The sequence below is a fragment of the Dyella humi genome (assembly GCF_044904605.1).
GTDB lineage: Bacteria > Pseudomonadota > Gammaproteobacteria > Xanthomonadales > Rhodanobacteraceae > Dyella_B > Dyella_B humi.
This window is the reverse complement of the sequence record NZ_JADIKI010000022.1, coordinates 393464-409618: the sequence shown is the minus strand read 5'-3', so window position 1 is coordinate 409618 and position 16155 is coordinate 393464. Positions and strand designations below refer to the sequence as shown.

Here is a 16155-nt window from a genome sequence, read left to right as displayed (position 1 = left end):
CTTTTCCGCCACGCATTTTGTGAGGATGGTGTTTTGACATTACACACACGAAAACTCGGCAGTCAGGGACTCGAAGTATCGGCGATCGGTTTGGGTTGCATGGGTATGAGCCAATTCTACGGCCCGACGGACGAGGCCGAGTCCATCGCCACTCTGCATCGTGCAATTGAACTGGGCTGCACCTTCCTCGATACCGCCGAAGTCTATGGCCCCTTCAACAACGAGGATCTGCTCGGCCGCGCGCTCGCCGGCAAGCGTAATCAGGTAACGATCGCGACGAAATTCGGCTTCAGGATCAAAGACGGCAAGAGCGTAGGCACCGACAGCCGACCCGAACACATCCGCGAAGTGGTGGACGCTTCGTTGAAACGCCTCCGCACTGATCATATCGACCTGCTCTACCAGCATCGCGTCGACCGCAATGTACCTATGGAAGATGTTGCCGGCACCGTGGGCGAACTGGTCAAACATGGCAAGGTGCGCTTTTTCGGACTCTCCGAAGCCGGTGTGACCAATATCCGCCGTGCGCACGCGGTGCATCCGATCTCCTCGCTGCAAAGCGAATACTCGCTGTGGGAGCGTAATCTGGAGCAGGACGTGATTCCCGTGCTGCGTGAGCTGAACATCGGCCTGGTGCCGTTCTCGCCACTCGGGCGCGGCTTCCTCACGGGTGAAGTCAAACGTGCAGAGGATTATCCAGTCGACGATTTCCGCCACAATGATCCGCGCTATCAGGGCGAGAATTACGATGACAATATGAGGGCCGCGCAAATCGTGCGCGATATCGCGCTAAGCCTGCATGCCAAACCTGGACAGGTTGCGCTCGCCTGGCTGCTGCAACAAGGCGATGATGTGGTGCCGATCCCCGGCACCAAGCGTCGACAGTATCTGGAGGAAAACGTGGCCGCTGCCGCGTTGCAATTGGACAATGCCCAGATCAAGGTGTTGAACGAGTCGCTATCTCCCGGACGAACTTCCGGCCCGCGTTACGGCGAGAAGATGATGGCGCTGGTGGATCGCTGAAGTTATCCCGTCTCAGACGGTCGGGCCATGTGTATCTAGCAGCCGTCGCGAAAACTACGGCGCAGCCCTTGTATAACGCACCCGAGGCGGCATGCCATCGCGATCGCCGCGACAAAGTCCGCTCAGCGACAGGCGTCGATGGCCTGCGCCAGTCGCTCCACACCAATCACCTCCATGTCGCCTACACGCCCTTTTTTTGGCGCATTGGCTTTGGGCACGATGGCCCGCTGGAAGCCGTGATGGGAGGCCTCTTTCAGTCGTTCTTCGCCGTTAGGAACGGGACGGATTTCGCCGGAGAGGCCGACTTCGCCAAACGTAATGGTTTTTTCCGGCAAGGGGCGATCGCGCAGGGAAGACAGCACCGCCAGCAGCACAGGCAGGTCAGCGGCCGTTTCCTGCACGCGGATGCCGCCGACGACGTTGACGAACACGTCCTGGTCATACGCGGCCACACCGCCATGACGATGCAGAACGGCCAACAGCATAGCCAACCGGTTTTGCTCGAGACCGAGCGCGACGCGCCTGGGATTGCCGAGCGAAGATTGATCCACCAAAGCCTGCACTTCCACTAACAATGGTCGCGTGCCTTCGCGCGTGACCATCACTGCGCTGCCGGGTGTAGGTCCACTATGTGCGGAAAGAAAAATCGCGGACGGATTGGGTACTTCGCGCAAACCCTTTTCGGACATCGCGAATACACCCAGCTCGTTCACTGCGCCGAAGCGATTCTTGAAGGCGCGCAGCACACGAAAGCGACTGCCGGATTCGCCCTCGAAGTAAAGCACGGCATCAACCATGTGCTCTAGCACGCGCGGACCGGCGATGCCGCCTTCCTTGGTGACATGGCCGACGAGGAACACCGAGGTACCAGTTTCCTTCGCGAAACGCGTAAGTTTGGCGGCGGATTCGCGCACTTGGCTGACCGAACCCGGCGCTGCGGTGAGCATTTCAGTCCAGATTGTCTGGATGGAATCGATCACCAGCACGCGGGGCCGTGTGGCGGCAATTTGATCGAGGATGCGCTCGATGCCGGTTTCGGCCAAGGCATGCAGTGGCTGCAAAGGAAGATCGAGCCGTTGGGCGCGTGCAGCGACCTGCGCCAGCGACTCTTCGCCGGTGACGTACACGCTGGAAAGCTTTTCGCCAAGCTTGCCGAGCATTTGCAACAGCAAGGTGGATTTACCAATGCCGGGATCGCCACCGACGAGTACGACGGAGCCATCAACCAGGCCACCGCCAAGCACGCGATCCAGTTCGCCAATCCCGGTAAGCGTGCGCGATTCGGCCGTCACCAGCACATCGGTGAGCGGCGTGATGCGCGCTACACCATTGGCCGCGCCCGCATAACCGCCCTGCCTCGCGGCCCCCATGGATTTCTGCGCCGGTTGAACCACGAATTCCGATAGCGTGTTCCACGCGCCGCATTCGACGCACTGGCCTTGCCACTTGTTGTGCTCGGCTCCGCAATCGGCGCAGACGTAGGCAGTTTTGGCTTTGGCCATTGGTTTGCCGAATGTGAAATCGATGGAAGGAGCTTAGCGTGCAGCGGTCGCAAGCGGCGAGACCTAATGTTTACTGATCGTCCTCGACGAACAGTACGCGACGCGTCATGCCGCATGTCAGGTCATAGCTGATCGTGCCGGCTTGTGCGGCGATGATTTCCACGGGTAACTCTGGCCCCCATAGCACCACGCGATCGCCCACTTTGGCTTCTGGCACATCACGCAGATCGAGCGTAATGAGATCCATGGAGACGCGACCGATGAGCGGCACGCGTCGCTGACCAACCAGCACGGGCGTGCCGGCTGCCGCGCTGCGCGGATAGCCGTCGCCGTAACCGACGGCTGCAACACCGACCGGCATATCTTCCGGGCATTCCCACAGGCCGTTGTAGCCGATGCGTTCGCCGCGCTTGATCGCGTTGATGGCGATCAGGCGTGTGGACAATGTCATCGCTGCGCGGAAACCGAAATCGGCGCCACTTTTGCCCTCAACTACCGAGAGGCCGTACAGCAGTCCGCCGGTGCGGACCCAATCACCGCGCGCATCGGGCCAGCCCAGTACGGCAGCGGAATTGGAGAGCGAACGCGGTCCGGACAAACCTCGCGTCGCCGCCCGAAAACGTTCGATCTGCTGCCGTGTGCGCTCGCCGTCGAACACTTCGGACTCGGCGAAATGCGTCATCAGGCCGATGTCCGGGTCGATGCCCGCCATCGAAGCCAGCAACCCATGCACCGCCGCAGCGCGTTCGGGCGCGAAGCCTAGCCGGTGCATACCGCTATCCACTTTCAGCCACACGCGCAACCGGCCACGCACGGGCGAAGCTTCCGAAAGCCACTGCAGCTGGCTTTCGTGATGGATAGCCGCATCAAGGCCGAGCCGCTGCATTTCCGCAATATCGCCGGCCTGATCTGGACCCGATAGCACCACGATGCGCTGGTGATGACCTGCTGCACGCAAGCGCAGACCATCGCCCAGCGACGCCACCGCAAACGCATCAGCGTCGCCATCCAGTGCGCGCGCGACGCGTTCCAGACCATGCCCGTACGCGTCCGCCTTGACCACCGCCATGACCTTGGCCGGCGCGGCCAGCTCGCAGATCCGCGCAAGGTTATGGCGCAACGCGCCGAGATGGATGGTGGCGACGGTGGTGCGGCTCATGATCCGGGCAGGATGACGTCAGTGTGTTCCATCAAAAAGAAAACGCGCAAAAACCGTTCACGGCTGGCGCTCGATGCAGCATAGGTTAACGGCTGGCGAGCGCCGGATCGGGGCGAGGAAATGGCAATGCGCGGGCAACACTGGACGACTCAGAAGTGCCCGGTGTACGAATCGGGACTGTAGTTCTCAAACTTCGTGTACTGGCCCAGGAAGGTCAATTTCACCGTATCCGTGGGGCCATTACGCTGTTTGCCGATGATGATTTCCGCCAGGCCTTTGTCTGGGGATTCCTTGTTGTAGTACTCATCGCGATAGATGAACATGATCACGTCGGCGTCCTGCTCGATGGCGCCCGATTCGCGCAGATCCGACATCATCGGTCGCTTGTCCGCGCGCTGTTCCAACGAGCGGTTCAGCTGCGACAGTGCGATCACCGGCACGTTGAGTTCCTTGGCCAGACCTTTCAGCGAACGCGAGATTTCCGAGATTTCGGTCGCACGGTTTTCCTTGTTGCCGGGCACCTGCATCAGCTGCAGGTAGTCGATCACGATCAAGCCGAGGCCGCCGTGTTCGCGCGCCAGGCGCCGCGAGCGCGAACGCATTTCCACCGGCGAGAGGCCCGGCGTGTCATCGATGAAGATCTTCGCTTCGGACAGCAACGCGATGGCGTTGGTGACACGCGGCCAGTCCTCTTCGGCCAGATCGCCGTTGCGCAGGTGCTGCTGGTGGATGCGGCCAACCGAGGAAATCAGGCGGAACGCGAGCTGCGAGGCGGACATTTCCATCGAGAAGACCGCCACCGGCTTCTTCGCGCGCAATGCGGCGGCTTCCGCAATGTTCAGCGAAAAAGCCGTCTTGCCCATCGAAGGACGCGCCGCCACGATGATCAGGTCCGAAGGCTGCAAACCCGAGGTGAGGTTGTCCAGATCGGTGAAGCCCGTTGAGATGCCGGTGAGCTGACCACGGTTCTGATAGCGCTCATGCAGCAGGCGGAAGGCATCTTTCACCGCCTCGCGCATGGACACCGTGTCCTTCTTGCCACGCGCACCCGATTCGGCGATGTGGAATACACGCTGCTCAGCGGTTTCCAGCACCTCGTGCACGGACTTGCCCTCGGGTCGATAGCCGTCCTCGGTGATCGCGGTTCCCGCATCGATGAGCTGCCGCAGCACGGATTTCTCGCGCACGATCTCTGCGTAGGCGGCGATGTTCGCCGCACTCGGCGTGGCATTCGCCAGTTCTACTAGATAGCTGGCACCACCGACCATTTCGGCTAAGTCGTTGGCTTCGAACCAGTCACCCAGCGTTATCGCATCACAGGGCATGCCCTTGTTGGCGAGTTCGGTGATCGCCCGCCAGATCAGGCGGTGATCCTTGCGGTAGAAATCCTGTTCGCTGAGTTTGTCGGCCACCTTGTCGAGCGCATCGGTGGCCAACATCAGCCCACCCAGCACCGCCTGCTCGGCGTCGATGGAGTGCGGCGGCACGCGCAGCGCTTCGATAGCGCTATGGGCGGACTTGCGTTCGGGCACGAAGGACATGGACATTCCCTGTAGCAAGGTAGGCGCGCAATGCCGTGTAGGCAGACACAAGTTGCCAGCATACGAGGTGCTGTCTCACGGCGTAAGACAATAAGTCTGTGGCAAGCCTGTGGATATCTTGTGGGCGGCTGGGGATAAGGTTGAGGGACGGAGAAAACAAAAGGCACTCGCGTTGTCGCGAAGTGCCTTTCGGTTGTTACTTCGAATCGCTTGCAGCGCGAGGCGCTGGCAACCGGTTCGCCGATGCTTACTGCTTCTCGGCGACCACGATCACCTTGACCGAGCTCTGCACGTCGGCGTGCAGGCTGATCTGCACTTCGTATTCGCCGATGTGGCGGATCGGGCCTTCGCCCTGAATCACTTCACCCTTGTGGATGTCGTGACCGGCAGCCTGCAGCGCATCGGCAATCTCGCGCGGACCGACCGAGCCGTACAGCTTGCCTTCTGGGCTGGCGTTGGCGGCGATGGTCACCGAAACCTCGGCCAGCTTGGCCTTGCGAGCTTCGGCGCCTACCAGCAGGTTGTTGGCCTTCGCCTCGTATTCGGCGCGGCGGGCTTCGAACGCGGCGAGGTTGTCGGCGTTCACGCGCACAGCCTTGCCCTGCGGCAGCAGGTAATTGCGGCCGTAGCCCGGCTTCACCTTGACCTTGTCGCCGAGGTTGCCGAGGTTGCGCACCTTCTCGAGAAGAATAAGTTCCATGGGTAAATCCTCAATTCGTTAGCACCGGTGTGGCCCGGCGCAGCCGTGGACGGTTGTCCGAAGGGAACTGCCGCCACCCTTGCGGGAGGGCGGCAGGTAAAGCATCAAACGTCGTGGTTGTCGGTGTACGGCAGCAGCGCCAGGAAGCGCGCGCGCTTGATGGCCGTGGCCAACTGGCGCTGATAGCGTGCCTTGGTGCCGGTGATGCGGCTGGGCACAATCTTGCCGTTTTCGGTGACGTACTGGCGCAGCGTGTTGAGATCCTTGTAGTCGATCTCTTTGACCTTTTCGGCCGTGAAGCGGCAGAACTTGCGGCGGCGGAAGAACTTGGACATGGGTCTGGGCTCCTGGATCAGTCTTCGGAATCGGCGTCGTCGCTATCGGCGCGACCCACACGGCGGTCGTCGCCATCGCTGTCGTCATCACGGCGACGGGAGGACTTGGCGTCGTCCTTTTCCTTGCTCTTGAGGATGAAGGACTGCTCCGTGTCGGCCGCATCACGCTTGATCACCAGGTGGCGCAGCACGGCGTCGTTGAAGCGGAAGCCCGACTCCAGCTCGTTCAGCACGATCTGGCTCACTTCGATGTTGAGCATGACGTAGTGAGCCTTGGCCAGGTTCACGATCGGGTACGCCAGCTGGCGGCGACCCCAGTCTTCCAGGCGGTGGATCTTGCCGCCGTCGGCCGTGATCAGCGCCTTGTAGCGCTCGATCATCGCCGGAACCTGTTCGCTCTGGTCGGGATGGACCAGGAATACAACTTCGTAATGACGCAAGGTCATTGGGGAAACTCCTTATGGATGCGACCCTTACGGGCCTCGCAGCCTCCCGCGACATGCGGTGAGGCAAGGCTGCCATGCACCTGTTTGGTGTAGGCAGAAGCGGAATTGTAAGCGGGACGAGCGAATCAGCGCAAGTCGCTGAATTGGCTGGGCCTATCCAGATTCGCTCAGCCGACGGTGAAGCTCTCGCCGCAGCCGCACTCGCCCGTGGCGTTGGGGTTGCGAAACACAAAGCTGGCGTTGAGGCCTTGGCGCTGGAAATCGATCTCGGTGCCTTCCACCAGCGGCATGCTCTTGGTGTCGACGATCACCGGCACGCCGTCGATCTGGAACATTTGGTCGTCATCGCTCATGCGCTCGGCCAAGTCCACGACATAGGCAAAGCCCGAACAGCCGGTGCGCTTCACGCCGAAGCGGACGCCCGCAGCAGACGGCGTCTGCGCGAGGAACTGGCGCATACGTTGGTTGGCGGAAGGGGTGATCGAGATAGTCATAGGGAGAACGGTTCTAAATCGGCATTCAGCGCACGGGGGCGTGTCGCAGTGCGGCATGACTACATTATCATGCCCGCTTGCCTTCACGCCCATGAACAGATGGGCGCCTCTCCCAGGAGTTTCAATCCATGACGGTGGTCAGCGTCAAACAGGCCCTTTCCGGCAAGCTCGAGGCCGGCAGCAAGGTGACGATACGCGGCTGGGTGCGCACGCGCCGCGACTCCAAGGCGGGCCTGTCGTTCGTGAATATCAGCGACGGCTCCTGTTTCGATCCGATCCAGACCGTCGTGCCTGCCACGCTCGGCAATTACGAGAGCGAGGTGAAGCACCTCACCGCCGGCGCGGGCGTAATCGTCAACGGCACGCTGGTGCCGTCGCAGGGCAAGGGCCAGACGTTCGAGCTGCAGGCCGAGAGCGTGGTCGTCACCGGCTTCGTCGACGATCCAGAGACCTATCCGATCCAGCCCAAGCAGCACTCGATGGAGTTCCTGCGCGAAGTGGCACACCTGCGTCCACGCACCAACCTGTTCGGCGCGGTGACGCGCGTGCGCCACACGATGATGACGGCGATCCATCGCCATCTCACCGATCAGGGCTTCTTCTGGATCAACACGCCGATCATCACGACGTCCGACGCCGAAGGCGCGGGCGACATGTTCCGCCTGTCCACGCTGGACTTGGCCAACCTGCCGCGCGACGAAAAGGGCAAGATCGATTTCCGCAAGGATTTCTTCGGCCGCGAAGCCTTCCTCACCGTGTCGGGCCAGCTCAATGTCGAGGCCTATGCACTGGCGATGAGCAAGGTCTACACCTTCGGCCCGACCTTTCGCGCAGAGAACTCCAACACCCCGCGCCACCTGGCCGAGTTCTGGATGGTGGAGCCGGAGATCGCGTTCGCCGATCTGGACGCCGACGCCGACTGCGCGGAAGCTTTCCTCAAGGCGATCTTCAAGGCAGTGCTGGAAGAGCGCGCCGACGACATGGCGTTCTTCGCCGAGCGCGTGTTGCCGGAAGCGATCACCCGCCTGGAGAAGTTCATCAATGAGCCGTTCGAACGCATCGATTACACCGATGCCATCGAGATCCTGAAGAAATCCGGCCAGACCTTCGAATTCCCGGTGGTATGGGGTGTGGATCTGCAGACCGAGCACGAACGCTACCTGGCCGAGAAACATATCGGCCGCCCCGTGGTCGTTATGAACTACCCGGAACAGATCAAGGCGTTCTACATGCGTCTGAACGACGACGAGAAAACGGTCGCCGCGATGGACGTGCTGGCCCCCGGCATCGGCGAGATCATCGGTGGCAGCCAGCGCGAGGAACGCCTGGACTACCTGGACCGCCGCATGGTCAAGTTCGGTCTCGATCCTGCCACGTACGGCTGGTACCGTGATCTGCGCCGTTACGGCACCGTGCCGCATGCGGGCTTCGGCCTCGGCTTCGAACGTCTGCTTGTATACGTGTGCGGCTTGACCAATATCCGTGACGCTATTCCCTATCCACGTGCGGCAGGGAGCGCCGAATTCTGATCTCTTTTCCCCATGCGTTTTAGACTGGTACTCATACTCCTCTCCTCCGTCCTGCTGCTTGCGGCTTGCCACAGCGTCAAGCTGCCTAAGCTGCCGCTGCCGACCGACCTGCTGCCGCAAGGCCAGCCGATCCGACCGCTGGCCGAGGCCAGAAAGGCGCTCAGCGACGCCACGCCGTGCTGCACGACGTTTGCCGATTTCTCCTACCAGACGCTGTTGCCCTGGCGGCCGCAGCGCTTCGAACTCGGCCCCGGCAGCCAAGTGGTAGCGATCAACGGTTCGCGCAGCTATTTCCTGAGCTTTCGCCTGCCACCGGACGTGAAGCTTCCCTACAAGGTTGGCGTGAAGTCGGAACTGGTCGGCCGCTCCATCGGTAGTGGCGCCTATCTGTTCGCGCCCACCGTGGTGCAGTTGGACGAAGCCTTCCAGCCGATCGACTCGCAGGATGTGAAGCTGTGCGAATACATGGGCTGGAGCGACAACGACAGTGGCGCGTTCGGCAGCGTGGAAGTCACTAGCGACCGTGCGCGCTATCTAGTGGTGTACAGCTCGTCCAAGCAGCAGACGGACAGCACCTACTGGGAACAATCGGCCAGCACTTTCTCCACCACCACCAGCACTACGCCCGCCGCAACCACCATGGGCGGCAGCTACAAGATTCAGCACGGGCCCGAGGGCCAGGTGTGGATCGGCATGATGGACAAAACGTATAAGCAAGCGGTCAGCAAGGCCGTATGCGGCAAAGCTCCTCAAGGTAACGGCCTGCTTAATTCGCTAGGCGCGGACCTCGGCGTGACCCGGAGAAGCCCTTGATCCCCTTCGTGGTCTACATCGGCTTGCTGATGATTGGCCTGGTCTGTTTCATCACGCACGCCGTGTTGCCGTTTCGCATCGCCAAGCACCTGCGCGAGGACTATCCGCAGCATTGGAAAGTGATTGTGGATACCGGCAGCGCGCAGGCCGCGCACGGCCCGCAGCTGTGGCTACGCATGCAGAACGTGCTGCGCTCGCCGGCCATCCCGGCCATCGACGATGCGTCGATCACGCGCCTGTGGCGCATCTGGCGCTACAGTCAATGGCTGGCGTGGACCTGTTGGATAGCCGCGCTGGCTATGCAATGGCACAGCCGCGGCTAGAGTCTGCCAACTATCGGGAGATCCCATGGATTTGAATCTGAGCGGACGTCACGCCCTGGTGTGTGGCGCATCGCAGGGCATCGGCCGTGCCGCGGCCGTCGAACTGGCCGAACTGGGCGCCGACGTCACTCTGCTTGCGCGTTCGGCCGAACGCCTGACTGCACTTGCCGATAGCCTGCCGCGCACGCATGCCACCCAACGACATGGCTGGCGCAGCGCCGACATGCTGGATGCCGATGCCCTGCGCACTGCGGCTGCCGACATCGTCGAGGCTAATCCCGTGCATATCCTGATCAACAACACTGGCGGACCGCCGGGTGGCCCGATCCACAGCGCCGAAGCGGCCGCCTTCGAGAATACTTTTCGCCAGCACGTGCTGGCCGCTCACACGCTGCTGCAGGTGGTGCTGCCGGGCATGCGCGATAGTGGCTACGGGCGGGTGGTGAACGTAATCTCAACCTCGGTAAAGGAACCCATCCCGGGGCTCGGCGTTTCCAATACCGTGCGCGCGGCAATGGCGTCCTGGGCCAAGACACTGTCCGGCGAACTGGCCGCCGACGGCATCACCGTCAATAACGTGCTGCCCGGCTACACCCGCACTGCCCGACTGGATGGCCTGCTAACCGCGCAGGCGCAAAAGAGCGGACGCAGCGAACAGGAACTGGCCCAGGAAATGGCCGCCGCAGTGCCTGCTCGCCGTTTCGGTGAACCTGGCGAAATCGCGGCGGTGATCGCGTTCCTTTGCACGCCGGCGGCGGCTTACGTCAATGGCGTAAGCATCGCGGTCGATGGCGGGCGGACGAAGGCGTTGAGTTGATGGAGAGCCGGGAATCGTAAATGGTGAAAAGCAAAGCGCTCTCCGCTCTTACCATTCTCGATTGACGATTTACGATTCCCGATCTGCCGCACACATACCCATGCGTCCGGTGCAATCACCCCCAATTGGCCCTAAGCTTGTAAAGATGCCAAGCACCCGCCTCGCCAACCTCATCGACGGCCGCCTGCAGCCGCCTTTGGACGATCGCTGGCTCGACGTCTACGAACCAGCAACCGGCGCAGTGTTTGCGCAATCTCCCGACTCCTCCGCCGCCGACGTCGATGCCGCTGCCAAGGCCGCGCAAAAGGCAGCACCGGGATGGGCTGCAACGCCGGCCGAAACACGTGCACGACTGCTGCATCGGCTAGCCGATCTGATCGAAGCACGTCTCGATGAATTCGCCGCGCTGGAATCGCGCGACAGCGGCAAGCCGGTATCGCTGGCCAAGCGCCTGGATATTCCTCGCGCCGTCTCCAACCTGCGCTTCTTCGCCGCCGCCATCGTCGGCTGGGAGAGCGAAGCGCATGCGATGGAAACCGGCGCGATCAATTACACATTGCGCCATCCGCTTGGCGTGGTCGGCTGCATTAGCCCGTGGAATCTTCCGCTGTACCTGTTCACCTGGAAGATCGCACCAGCACTGGCCAGCGGCAACGTGGTCATCGCCAAGCCTTCGGAAATCACGCCTTGCACTGCCGCCTTGCTCGGTGAGTTGAGCATCGAAGCCGGCTTTCCGCCCGGCGTTCTGAACATCGTGCATGGCCGCGGCCCTACCACCGGCCAGGCCATCGTCGAACATCCTGCGGTGAAGGCTATTTCCTTCACTGGCAGCACGCGCACCGGCGCCAGCATTGCTGCGACGGCCGCACCGCAGTTCAAGAAGCTCTCGCTGGAACTGGGTGGCAAGAACCCCGCCATTGTGTTCGCCGACGCCGAGCTCAGCGAGGAAAACCTCAACACCATTGTGCGTTCGGGTTTCGCCAACCAGGGCGAGATCTGCCTGTGCGGCTCGCGCCTGCTGGTGCAGCGTTCGATCTACGACAGCTTCCGCGAGCGCTACCTGGCGAAGGTGAAAGCGCTGCGCGTGGGCGATCCTCAAGCAGCCTCCAGCGATCTGGGCGCACTGGTTTCGCGCGAACATTTCGACAAGGTCATGCGTTGCATCATGCAGGCGCGCGAGGAAGGCGGGCGCATACTGTGCGGCGGCGATGCACTGCAACTCGATGGACGTTGCGCCGATGGCTGGTTCGTCGCGCCGACGGTGATCGAAGGGCTCGCCAACGATACGCATACGAATCAGCAGGAAATCTTCGGCCCCGTCGTCACACTGATTCCGTTCGACGATGAAGCGCAAGCGCTTGCCATCGCCAACGGCACCGGCTACGGACTTGCCGCATCGTTATGGACCGGCGACCTTTCGCGCGCGCATCGCATGGGCGCGCAACTGGAATTCGGTATCGTGTGGATCAACTGCTGGCTGCTGCGCGATCTGCGCACGCCGTTCGGCGGCAGCAAGCAATCCGGCGTCGGTCGCGAAGGCGGCGCGGAAGCGCTGCGCTTCTTCACCGAGCCACGCAACATATGCATTCGTTACTGAGGAAGACATCTTGAGCAGTCCATTGCAGGATCTGATCGACAGCAACCGCCGCTGGTCAGCGTCGGTGACGCAAGCCGATCCTAAATTCTTCGAACGCTTGGCCAAGCAGCAGTCGCCCAAGTATCTGTGGATCGGCTGCTCCGATTCGCGCGTGCCGGCCACGCAGATCGTTGACCTACCACCCGGCGAAATCTTCGTGCAGCGCAATGTCGCCAACGTAGTGGCGCATACCGATCTCAACTGCCTCAGCACCATCCAGTTCGCCGTGGACGTGCTGAAAGTGGAGCACATCATCGTGGTCGGCCACTACGGCTGCGGCGGCGTGCAGGCAGTGCTGGACGAACGCCGACTCGGCCTGGTCGACAACTGGCTGCGTCACGTCGGCGATGTGGCGCACAAGCACGTGGATAAGCTGGCCACACTCGATTCGATGCCTTTGCGCAACATGCGCCTGTGCGAACTCAACGCGATCGAACAAGTGGTCAACGTCGGCCAGACCACCATTGTGATGGACGCCTGGGATCGCGGGCAACCGCTTTCCGTGCATGCCTGGTGCTACAGCCTCTCCAACGGCCACATGCATGATTTGGGGATGCATGTGTCGTCGCGCGAATCGCTGCGCCCGAACTACGAACAGGCGCTGCAACTGCTGATGCGCAACGCCAGGGAACTGCGATGAGCGACGTGGTGCGCACCGATACCGCGCCGGCACCGGTCGGCGCCTATCCGCACGCGCGCCGTGTGGGCGATTTGCTGTTTCTTTCCGGCGTGGGTCCGCGCGAGCCTGGCAGCAACACCATTCCCGGCAACGTCTACGATGCCGAAGGAAAGCTGATTGGCTACGACATCGAACAGCAATGCCGGCAGGTGTTCGCCAACGTGCGCGCGGTGCTCGAAGCCAGCGGCGCGCGCTGGGAGGATCTGGTGGACATCACCGTGTTCCTCACCGACATGGCGCGCGACTTTCCCACCTACAACCGTCTCTACGCCGAATATTTCCGCGGCGTGAATGCCTGCCGCACCACGCTGGGTATCACCGCACTGCCGACGCCGATTGCGATCGAACTGAAGTGCATCGCCGCGTTGCCACGCTGACATAAAAAAACCCGGGGGCTCTCGCCCACCGGGTCTTCGTCTTTGCATCCAAATCGGATGCCGAGATTACATCTGGCTGATTACTTGCCAGCGGTGCTGCTGGAAGCCGGCTCGGCGCTGCTGGATTTCTTGGTCTTGTGCGTCTTATGGGTCGAAGACTTGGTATGGTGCTTGGTCGTGGTGGCCGACGTCGACGCGGATGCCGGAGCAGCCGACGTGTCCTGGGCCAGCACGGAACCGGAAAGAGCGACACCTGCCACGAGCAGAGAAGCGATCGCAAGTTTACGCATCATGATCATGAGCCTCGAAATTTTGATCGCCACGGACCCGGCCGGAACCCGGCTATCGCGGGTGGCGTGACGGCCCTAACAATGCATCCAACTCGGCATACTGAAACTGAACGACGGTAAGAAAGGATCGATGTCGCGGGTAGCTATTTAAACAAACGCTCCGATCCGCTCGGCCTGGCCTATCACTTCAGGCAAGACAGCATCGCAATAATTCACGAATGGTGGCTTGCACCTGCTGTGCCTTGGCGTCATCCCAGGCAAAGCTTTCCTCATCCATGTACTGGCACTGCACCAGCTCGAGCTGCACCGCCTGTACGCCCTCCGCCGGCCGGCCGTAGTGCCGGGTGATGTGGCCGCCCTTGAAGCGTCCGTTGACTACGAAATCGTAACGATCCTGGGCTTCCATCACGTTGGTGAGGTTCCACTGCAGATCGGCGCCGCAGCTGGCGCCATCGGCGGTGCCCAGGTTGAAGTCCGGCAAACGCCCCTCGAACAGCATGGGCACCCGGCTACGAATGGAATGGCCGTCCCACAGCACCACCCCGCCATGCTGCGCCTGCAGCCGCGCGAGTTCGCCGGCCAGGGCCTGATGATAGGGGCGCCACCAGATCTCGATGCGCCGGCGGATGTCATCCGCATCAGGCTCCTGCCCTTCCAGGTAAAGCGGTTCGCCGTCGAAGCCGATGGTGGGCACCAGGCCCGTTTCGCGACGTCCCGGATAGAGGGCGTGGCCGTCTGCCGGCCGATTGAGGTCGACCACGTAGCGGGATGCGACCGGTTTGATCACGCTCGCCCCCAACTCCTGCGCCAGGGGTTCGTACAGCCGCGCGACATGCCAGTCAGTGTCGGGCGCGCGGCGCGCGCGCGGTTGCAGCCGCACCGCCATGTCGTCGGGGATATGGGTGCCGTCGTGCGGCAGGCTGATCAGCAGCGGCACGGTGCCGCGCGCAAGGGTGAACGTATCCATTCGCCCAGTTTGACCCGTCTGCGTTCAGTGCAGCAACAGCAGTTCCTCCGCAGCGGTCGGGTGGATGGCAATGGCCGTCTTCAGGTCGTGCCAATCCAGCCCCTTTTGCATGGCCACCGCAAAACCTTGCAGCAGTTCGTCGCTGCCCGGCCCCAGTACGTGGATGCCCACCACCTTGCGCGCCTCGCCCACGCTCACCAGCTTCACCACGCTTTGTTCCGAACGGCCGGCCACCATCCACAGCAAGGGTGTATAGCGGCCGGTGTGCACGTTCACCGCGTTGCCGTAGCGCGCGCGTGCCTGCTGCTCGGTAAGGCCGACGGCACCCAACGGCGGTTCGGAAAACACCACGCTGGGGATGGCGCTGTCGTCGAACGTCACACCGGGGTGGTTGCCGATCAGGCGATCGGCAAGCGCGCGTCCCGCTGCCACGGCCACCGGCGTGAGCGCCTTGCGATCGGTGACGTCGCCCACGGCGTAGAGGCCCGGCACGTTGGTATTCTGATATGCGTCGACCAGCACGTGACCGTGTTCGTCGCGTTCCACACCGAGTGCTTCCAGTCCGAAACCTTCGCTGTTGGGCACACGCCCCACCGCCCACAGCACGCTGTCGTAAACACCATGCTCAGTGCCGTCAGTCGCGTCCAACGTGACCTTGCCCGGCTGGCCGCGCGCCGATTTGATCTGCGTGTTGCGCACGATGCGAATGCCGTGCGCCTGCATCTGCACGGCCAGCGCCTCGACCAGTTCGAGATCGAATCCGGTGAGCAGGTTCTCGCGCACCAGCAGATCCACCTGGCAGCCTAGTCCGTTCAGCACGCAGGCGAATTCCACCGCCACATAGCCTCCGCCTATCACGGCGACGTGCTGTGGTGGTGCATCGAGCGCGAAGATCTGATCGGACACGATGCCCAGTTCGAAACCAGGTATATCGAGCAGACGCGGACGCGCACCGGTGGCGATCACAATATGCGGCGCGCTGGCCTGCATGCCTTTTGCCGTGACCACGGTGTCGTTCGAAACCAGACGCGCTGCTTCCTCGATCACGCGTATGCCCGCCAAATCCAGGCGCGTTGCATAACGATGGCGGATGCCTGCGATGTATTGATCGCGCAAGGCGCGAAAGCGCGCCCAATCCAGGCGCAACGGCGCCGCGTCGAAACCGATCTCGCGTCCCAGCCGATGCATGTCGGCGATCTGCGCGGCGAACCACATCGCCTTCTTCGGCACGCAACCACGATTTACGCAGGTGCCGCCGAGCACGTCCGGGTCAAACAGCGCCACACGTGCACCCAGACGCGCCCCGCGCTGCGCCGCACTCAACCCGCCGGAACCCGCTCCCAGGACGATCAGATCGAAGTGCTCGTTCATGCGTTCTCCTGCGGTGGCTTTAGCAACCAAGTTTTTTTGAATATTCACCGCACGGCCTACAAATGCCGTACGTCATTCTGGCGAAGACCGGAATGACGATCCGCGTTGAACATTACTTCATTCAAGCGTGCGACTTTACATGCGTACTAGCAC

At 62.0% G+C, this 16155-nt stretch carries 18 protein-coding genes; 8 read left to right on the top strand and 10 right to left on the bottom strand.

What is annotated here, in order from left to right; genetic code table 11:
- The first annotated feature begins 33 nt into the window (after positions 1 to 33).
- Positions 34 to 1023, top strand: coding sequence for an aldo/keto reductase (locus ISP18_RS06745; RefSeq protein WP_380008448.1), 990 nt, complete (start codon positions 34 to 36; stop codon positions 1021 to 1023).
- A gap of 122 nt (positions 1024 to 1145) precedes the next feature.
- Here ISP18_RS06745 and radA read toward each other — a convergent pair whose 3' ends face one another.
- The 7 genes from radA to ISP18_RS06710 all read right to left on the bottom strand — a co-directional run bounded on the left by radA (position 1146) and on the right by ISP18_RS06710 (position 7200).
- A complete protein-coding gene (gene radA / locus ISP18_RS06740) occupies positions 1146 to 2525 on the bottom strand; it encodes a DNA repair protein RadA (RefSeq protein WP_380008445.1) in 1380 nt (459 codons plus the stop codon).
- Between the two features lie 70 nt (positions 2526 to 2595).
- Positions 2596 to 3684 (bottom strand): alanine racemase, encoded by a 1089-nt coding sequence (gene alr / locus ISP18_RS06735; protein WP_380008443.1) that lies wholly within the window; start codon positions 3682 to 3684, stop codon positions 2596 to 2598.
- A gap of 149 nt (positions 3685 to 3833) precedes the next feature.
- Positions 3834 to 5225 carry a replicative DNA helicase gene (locus ISP18_RS06730; protein ID WP_380008440.1) on the bottom strand — a complete coding sequence of 464 codons (1392 nt, stop codon included), beginning with the start codon at positions 5223 to 5225 and terminating at the stop codon, positions 3834 to 3836.
- Between the two features lie 247 nt (positions 5226 to 5472).
- Complete coding sequence (gene rplI / locus ISP18_RS06725; RefSeq protein ID WP_380008437.1) at positions 5473 to 5925, bottom strand: 50S ribosomal protein L9; 453 nt, start codon at positions 5923 to 5925, stop codon at positions 5473 to 5475.
- Positions 5926 to 6029: 104 nt separating this feature from the next.
- Positions 6030 to 6260, bottom strand: coding sequence for a 30S ribosomal protein S18 (gene rpsR, locus ISP18_RS06720; protein WP_017462785.1), 231 nt, complete (start codon positions 6258 to 6260; stop codon positions 6030 to 6032).
- Between the two features lie 17 nt (positions 6261 to 6277).
- Positions 6278 to 6706 (bottom strand): 30S ribosomal protein S6, encoded by a 429-nt coding sequence (rpsF, locus tag ISP18_RS06715; protein ID WP_380008433.1) that lies wholly within the window; start codon positions 6704 to 6706, stop codon positions 6278 to 6280.
- 167 nt (positions 6707 to 6873) lie between these two features.
- Positions 6874 to 7200, bottom strand: coding sequence for a HesB/IscA family protein (locus ISP18_RS06710; protein WP_380008430.1), 327 nt, complete (start codon positions 7198 to 7200; stop codon positions 6874 to 6876).
- A gap of 128 nt (positions 7201 to 7328) precedes the next feature.
- Here ISP18_RS06710 and asnS point away from each other — a divergent pair, with 128 nt between their 5' ends.
- The 7 genes from asnS (at position 7329) to ISP18_RS06675 (ending at position 13374) form a co-directional block, all read left to right on the top strand.
- On the top strand, positions 7329 to 8729 hold the full coding sequence (gene asnS, locus ISP18_RS06705; protein WP_380008428.1) for an asparagine--tRNA ligase: 1401 nt from the start codon (positions 7329 to 7331) through the stop codon (positions 8727 to 8729).
- A 12-nt stretch (positions 8730 to 8741) separates the two neighbouring features.
- A complete protein-coding gene (locus ISP18_RS06700) occupies positions 8742 to 9542 on the top strand; it encodes a MalM family protein (protein WP_380008425.1) in 801 nt (266 codons plus the stop codon).
- The gene (locus tag ISP18_RS06695; RefSeq protein WP_380008422.1) at positions 9539 to 9865 is read left to right on the top strand and encodes a hypothetical protein; all 327 of its coding nucleotides are present in this window, start codon (positions 9539 to 9541) and stop codon (positions 9863 to 9865) included. The genes ISP18_RS06700 and ISP18_RS06695 overlap by 4 nt, the downstream gene beginning before the upstream one ends.
- A 25-nt stretch (positions 9866 to 9890) precedes the next feature.
- On the top strand, positions 9891 to 10682 hold the full coding sequence (locus tag ISP18_RS06690) for an SDR family oxidoreductase (protein ID WP_380008419.1): 792 nt from the start codon (positions 9891 to 9893) through the stop codon (positions 10680 to 10682).
- A gap of 145 nt (positions 10683 to 10827) precedes the next feature.
- Positions 10828 to 12279 (top strand): aldehyde dehydrogenase, encoded by a 1452-nt coding sequence (locus ISP18_RS06685; protein WP_380008416.1) that lies wholly within the window; start codon positions 10828 to 10830, stop codon positions 12277 to 12279.
- Positions 12280 to 12289: 10 nt separating this feature from the next.
- Positions 12290 to 12958, top strand: coding sequence for a carbonate dehydratase (can, locus tag ISP18_RS06680; protein ID WP_380008413.1), 669 nt, complete (start codon positions 12290 to 12292; stop codon positions 12956 to 12958).
- Positions 12955 to 13374 (top strand): RidA family protein, encoded by a 420-nt coding sequence (locus ISP18_RS06675; protein ID WP_380008410.1) that lies wholly within the window; start codon positions 12955 to 12957, stop codon positions 13372 to 13374. The genes can and ISP18_RS06675 overlap by 4 nt, the downstream gene beginning before the upstream one ends.
- Before the next feature lie 80 nt (positions 13375 to 13454).
- On the opposite strand, the gene ISP18_RS06670 is transcribed toward ISP18_RS06675, so the two are convergent.
- From ISP18_RS06670 to gorA, 3 genes are all read right to left on the bottom strand, one after another.
- Positions 13455 to 13667, bottom strand: a complete 213-nt coding sequence (locus ISP18_RS06670) for a hypothetical protein (RefSeq protein ID WP_380008407.1) — start codon at positions 13665 to 13667, stop codon at positions 13455 to 13457.
- Positions 13668 to 13851: 184 nt separating this feature from the next.
- Positions 13852 to 14631: an N-formylglutamate deformylase gene (gene hutG / locus ISP18_RS06665; RefSeq protein WP_380008404.1), complete on the bottom strand. Its 780-nt coding sequence runs from the start codon at positions 14629 to 14631 to the stop codon at positions 13852 to 13854.
- A 24-nt stretch (positions 14632 to 14655) separates the two neighbouring features.
- Positions 14656 to 16002 (bottom strand): glutathione-disulfide reductase, encoded by a 1347-nt coding sequence (gene gorA / locus ISP18_RS06660; protein ID WP_380008401.1) that lies wholly within the window; start codon positions 16000 to 16002, stop codon positions 14656 to 14658.
- Positions 16003 to 16155: the final 153 nt, after the last annotated feature.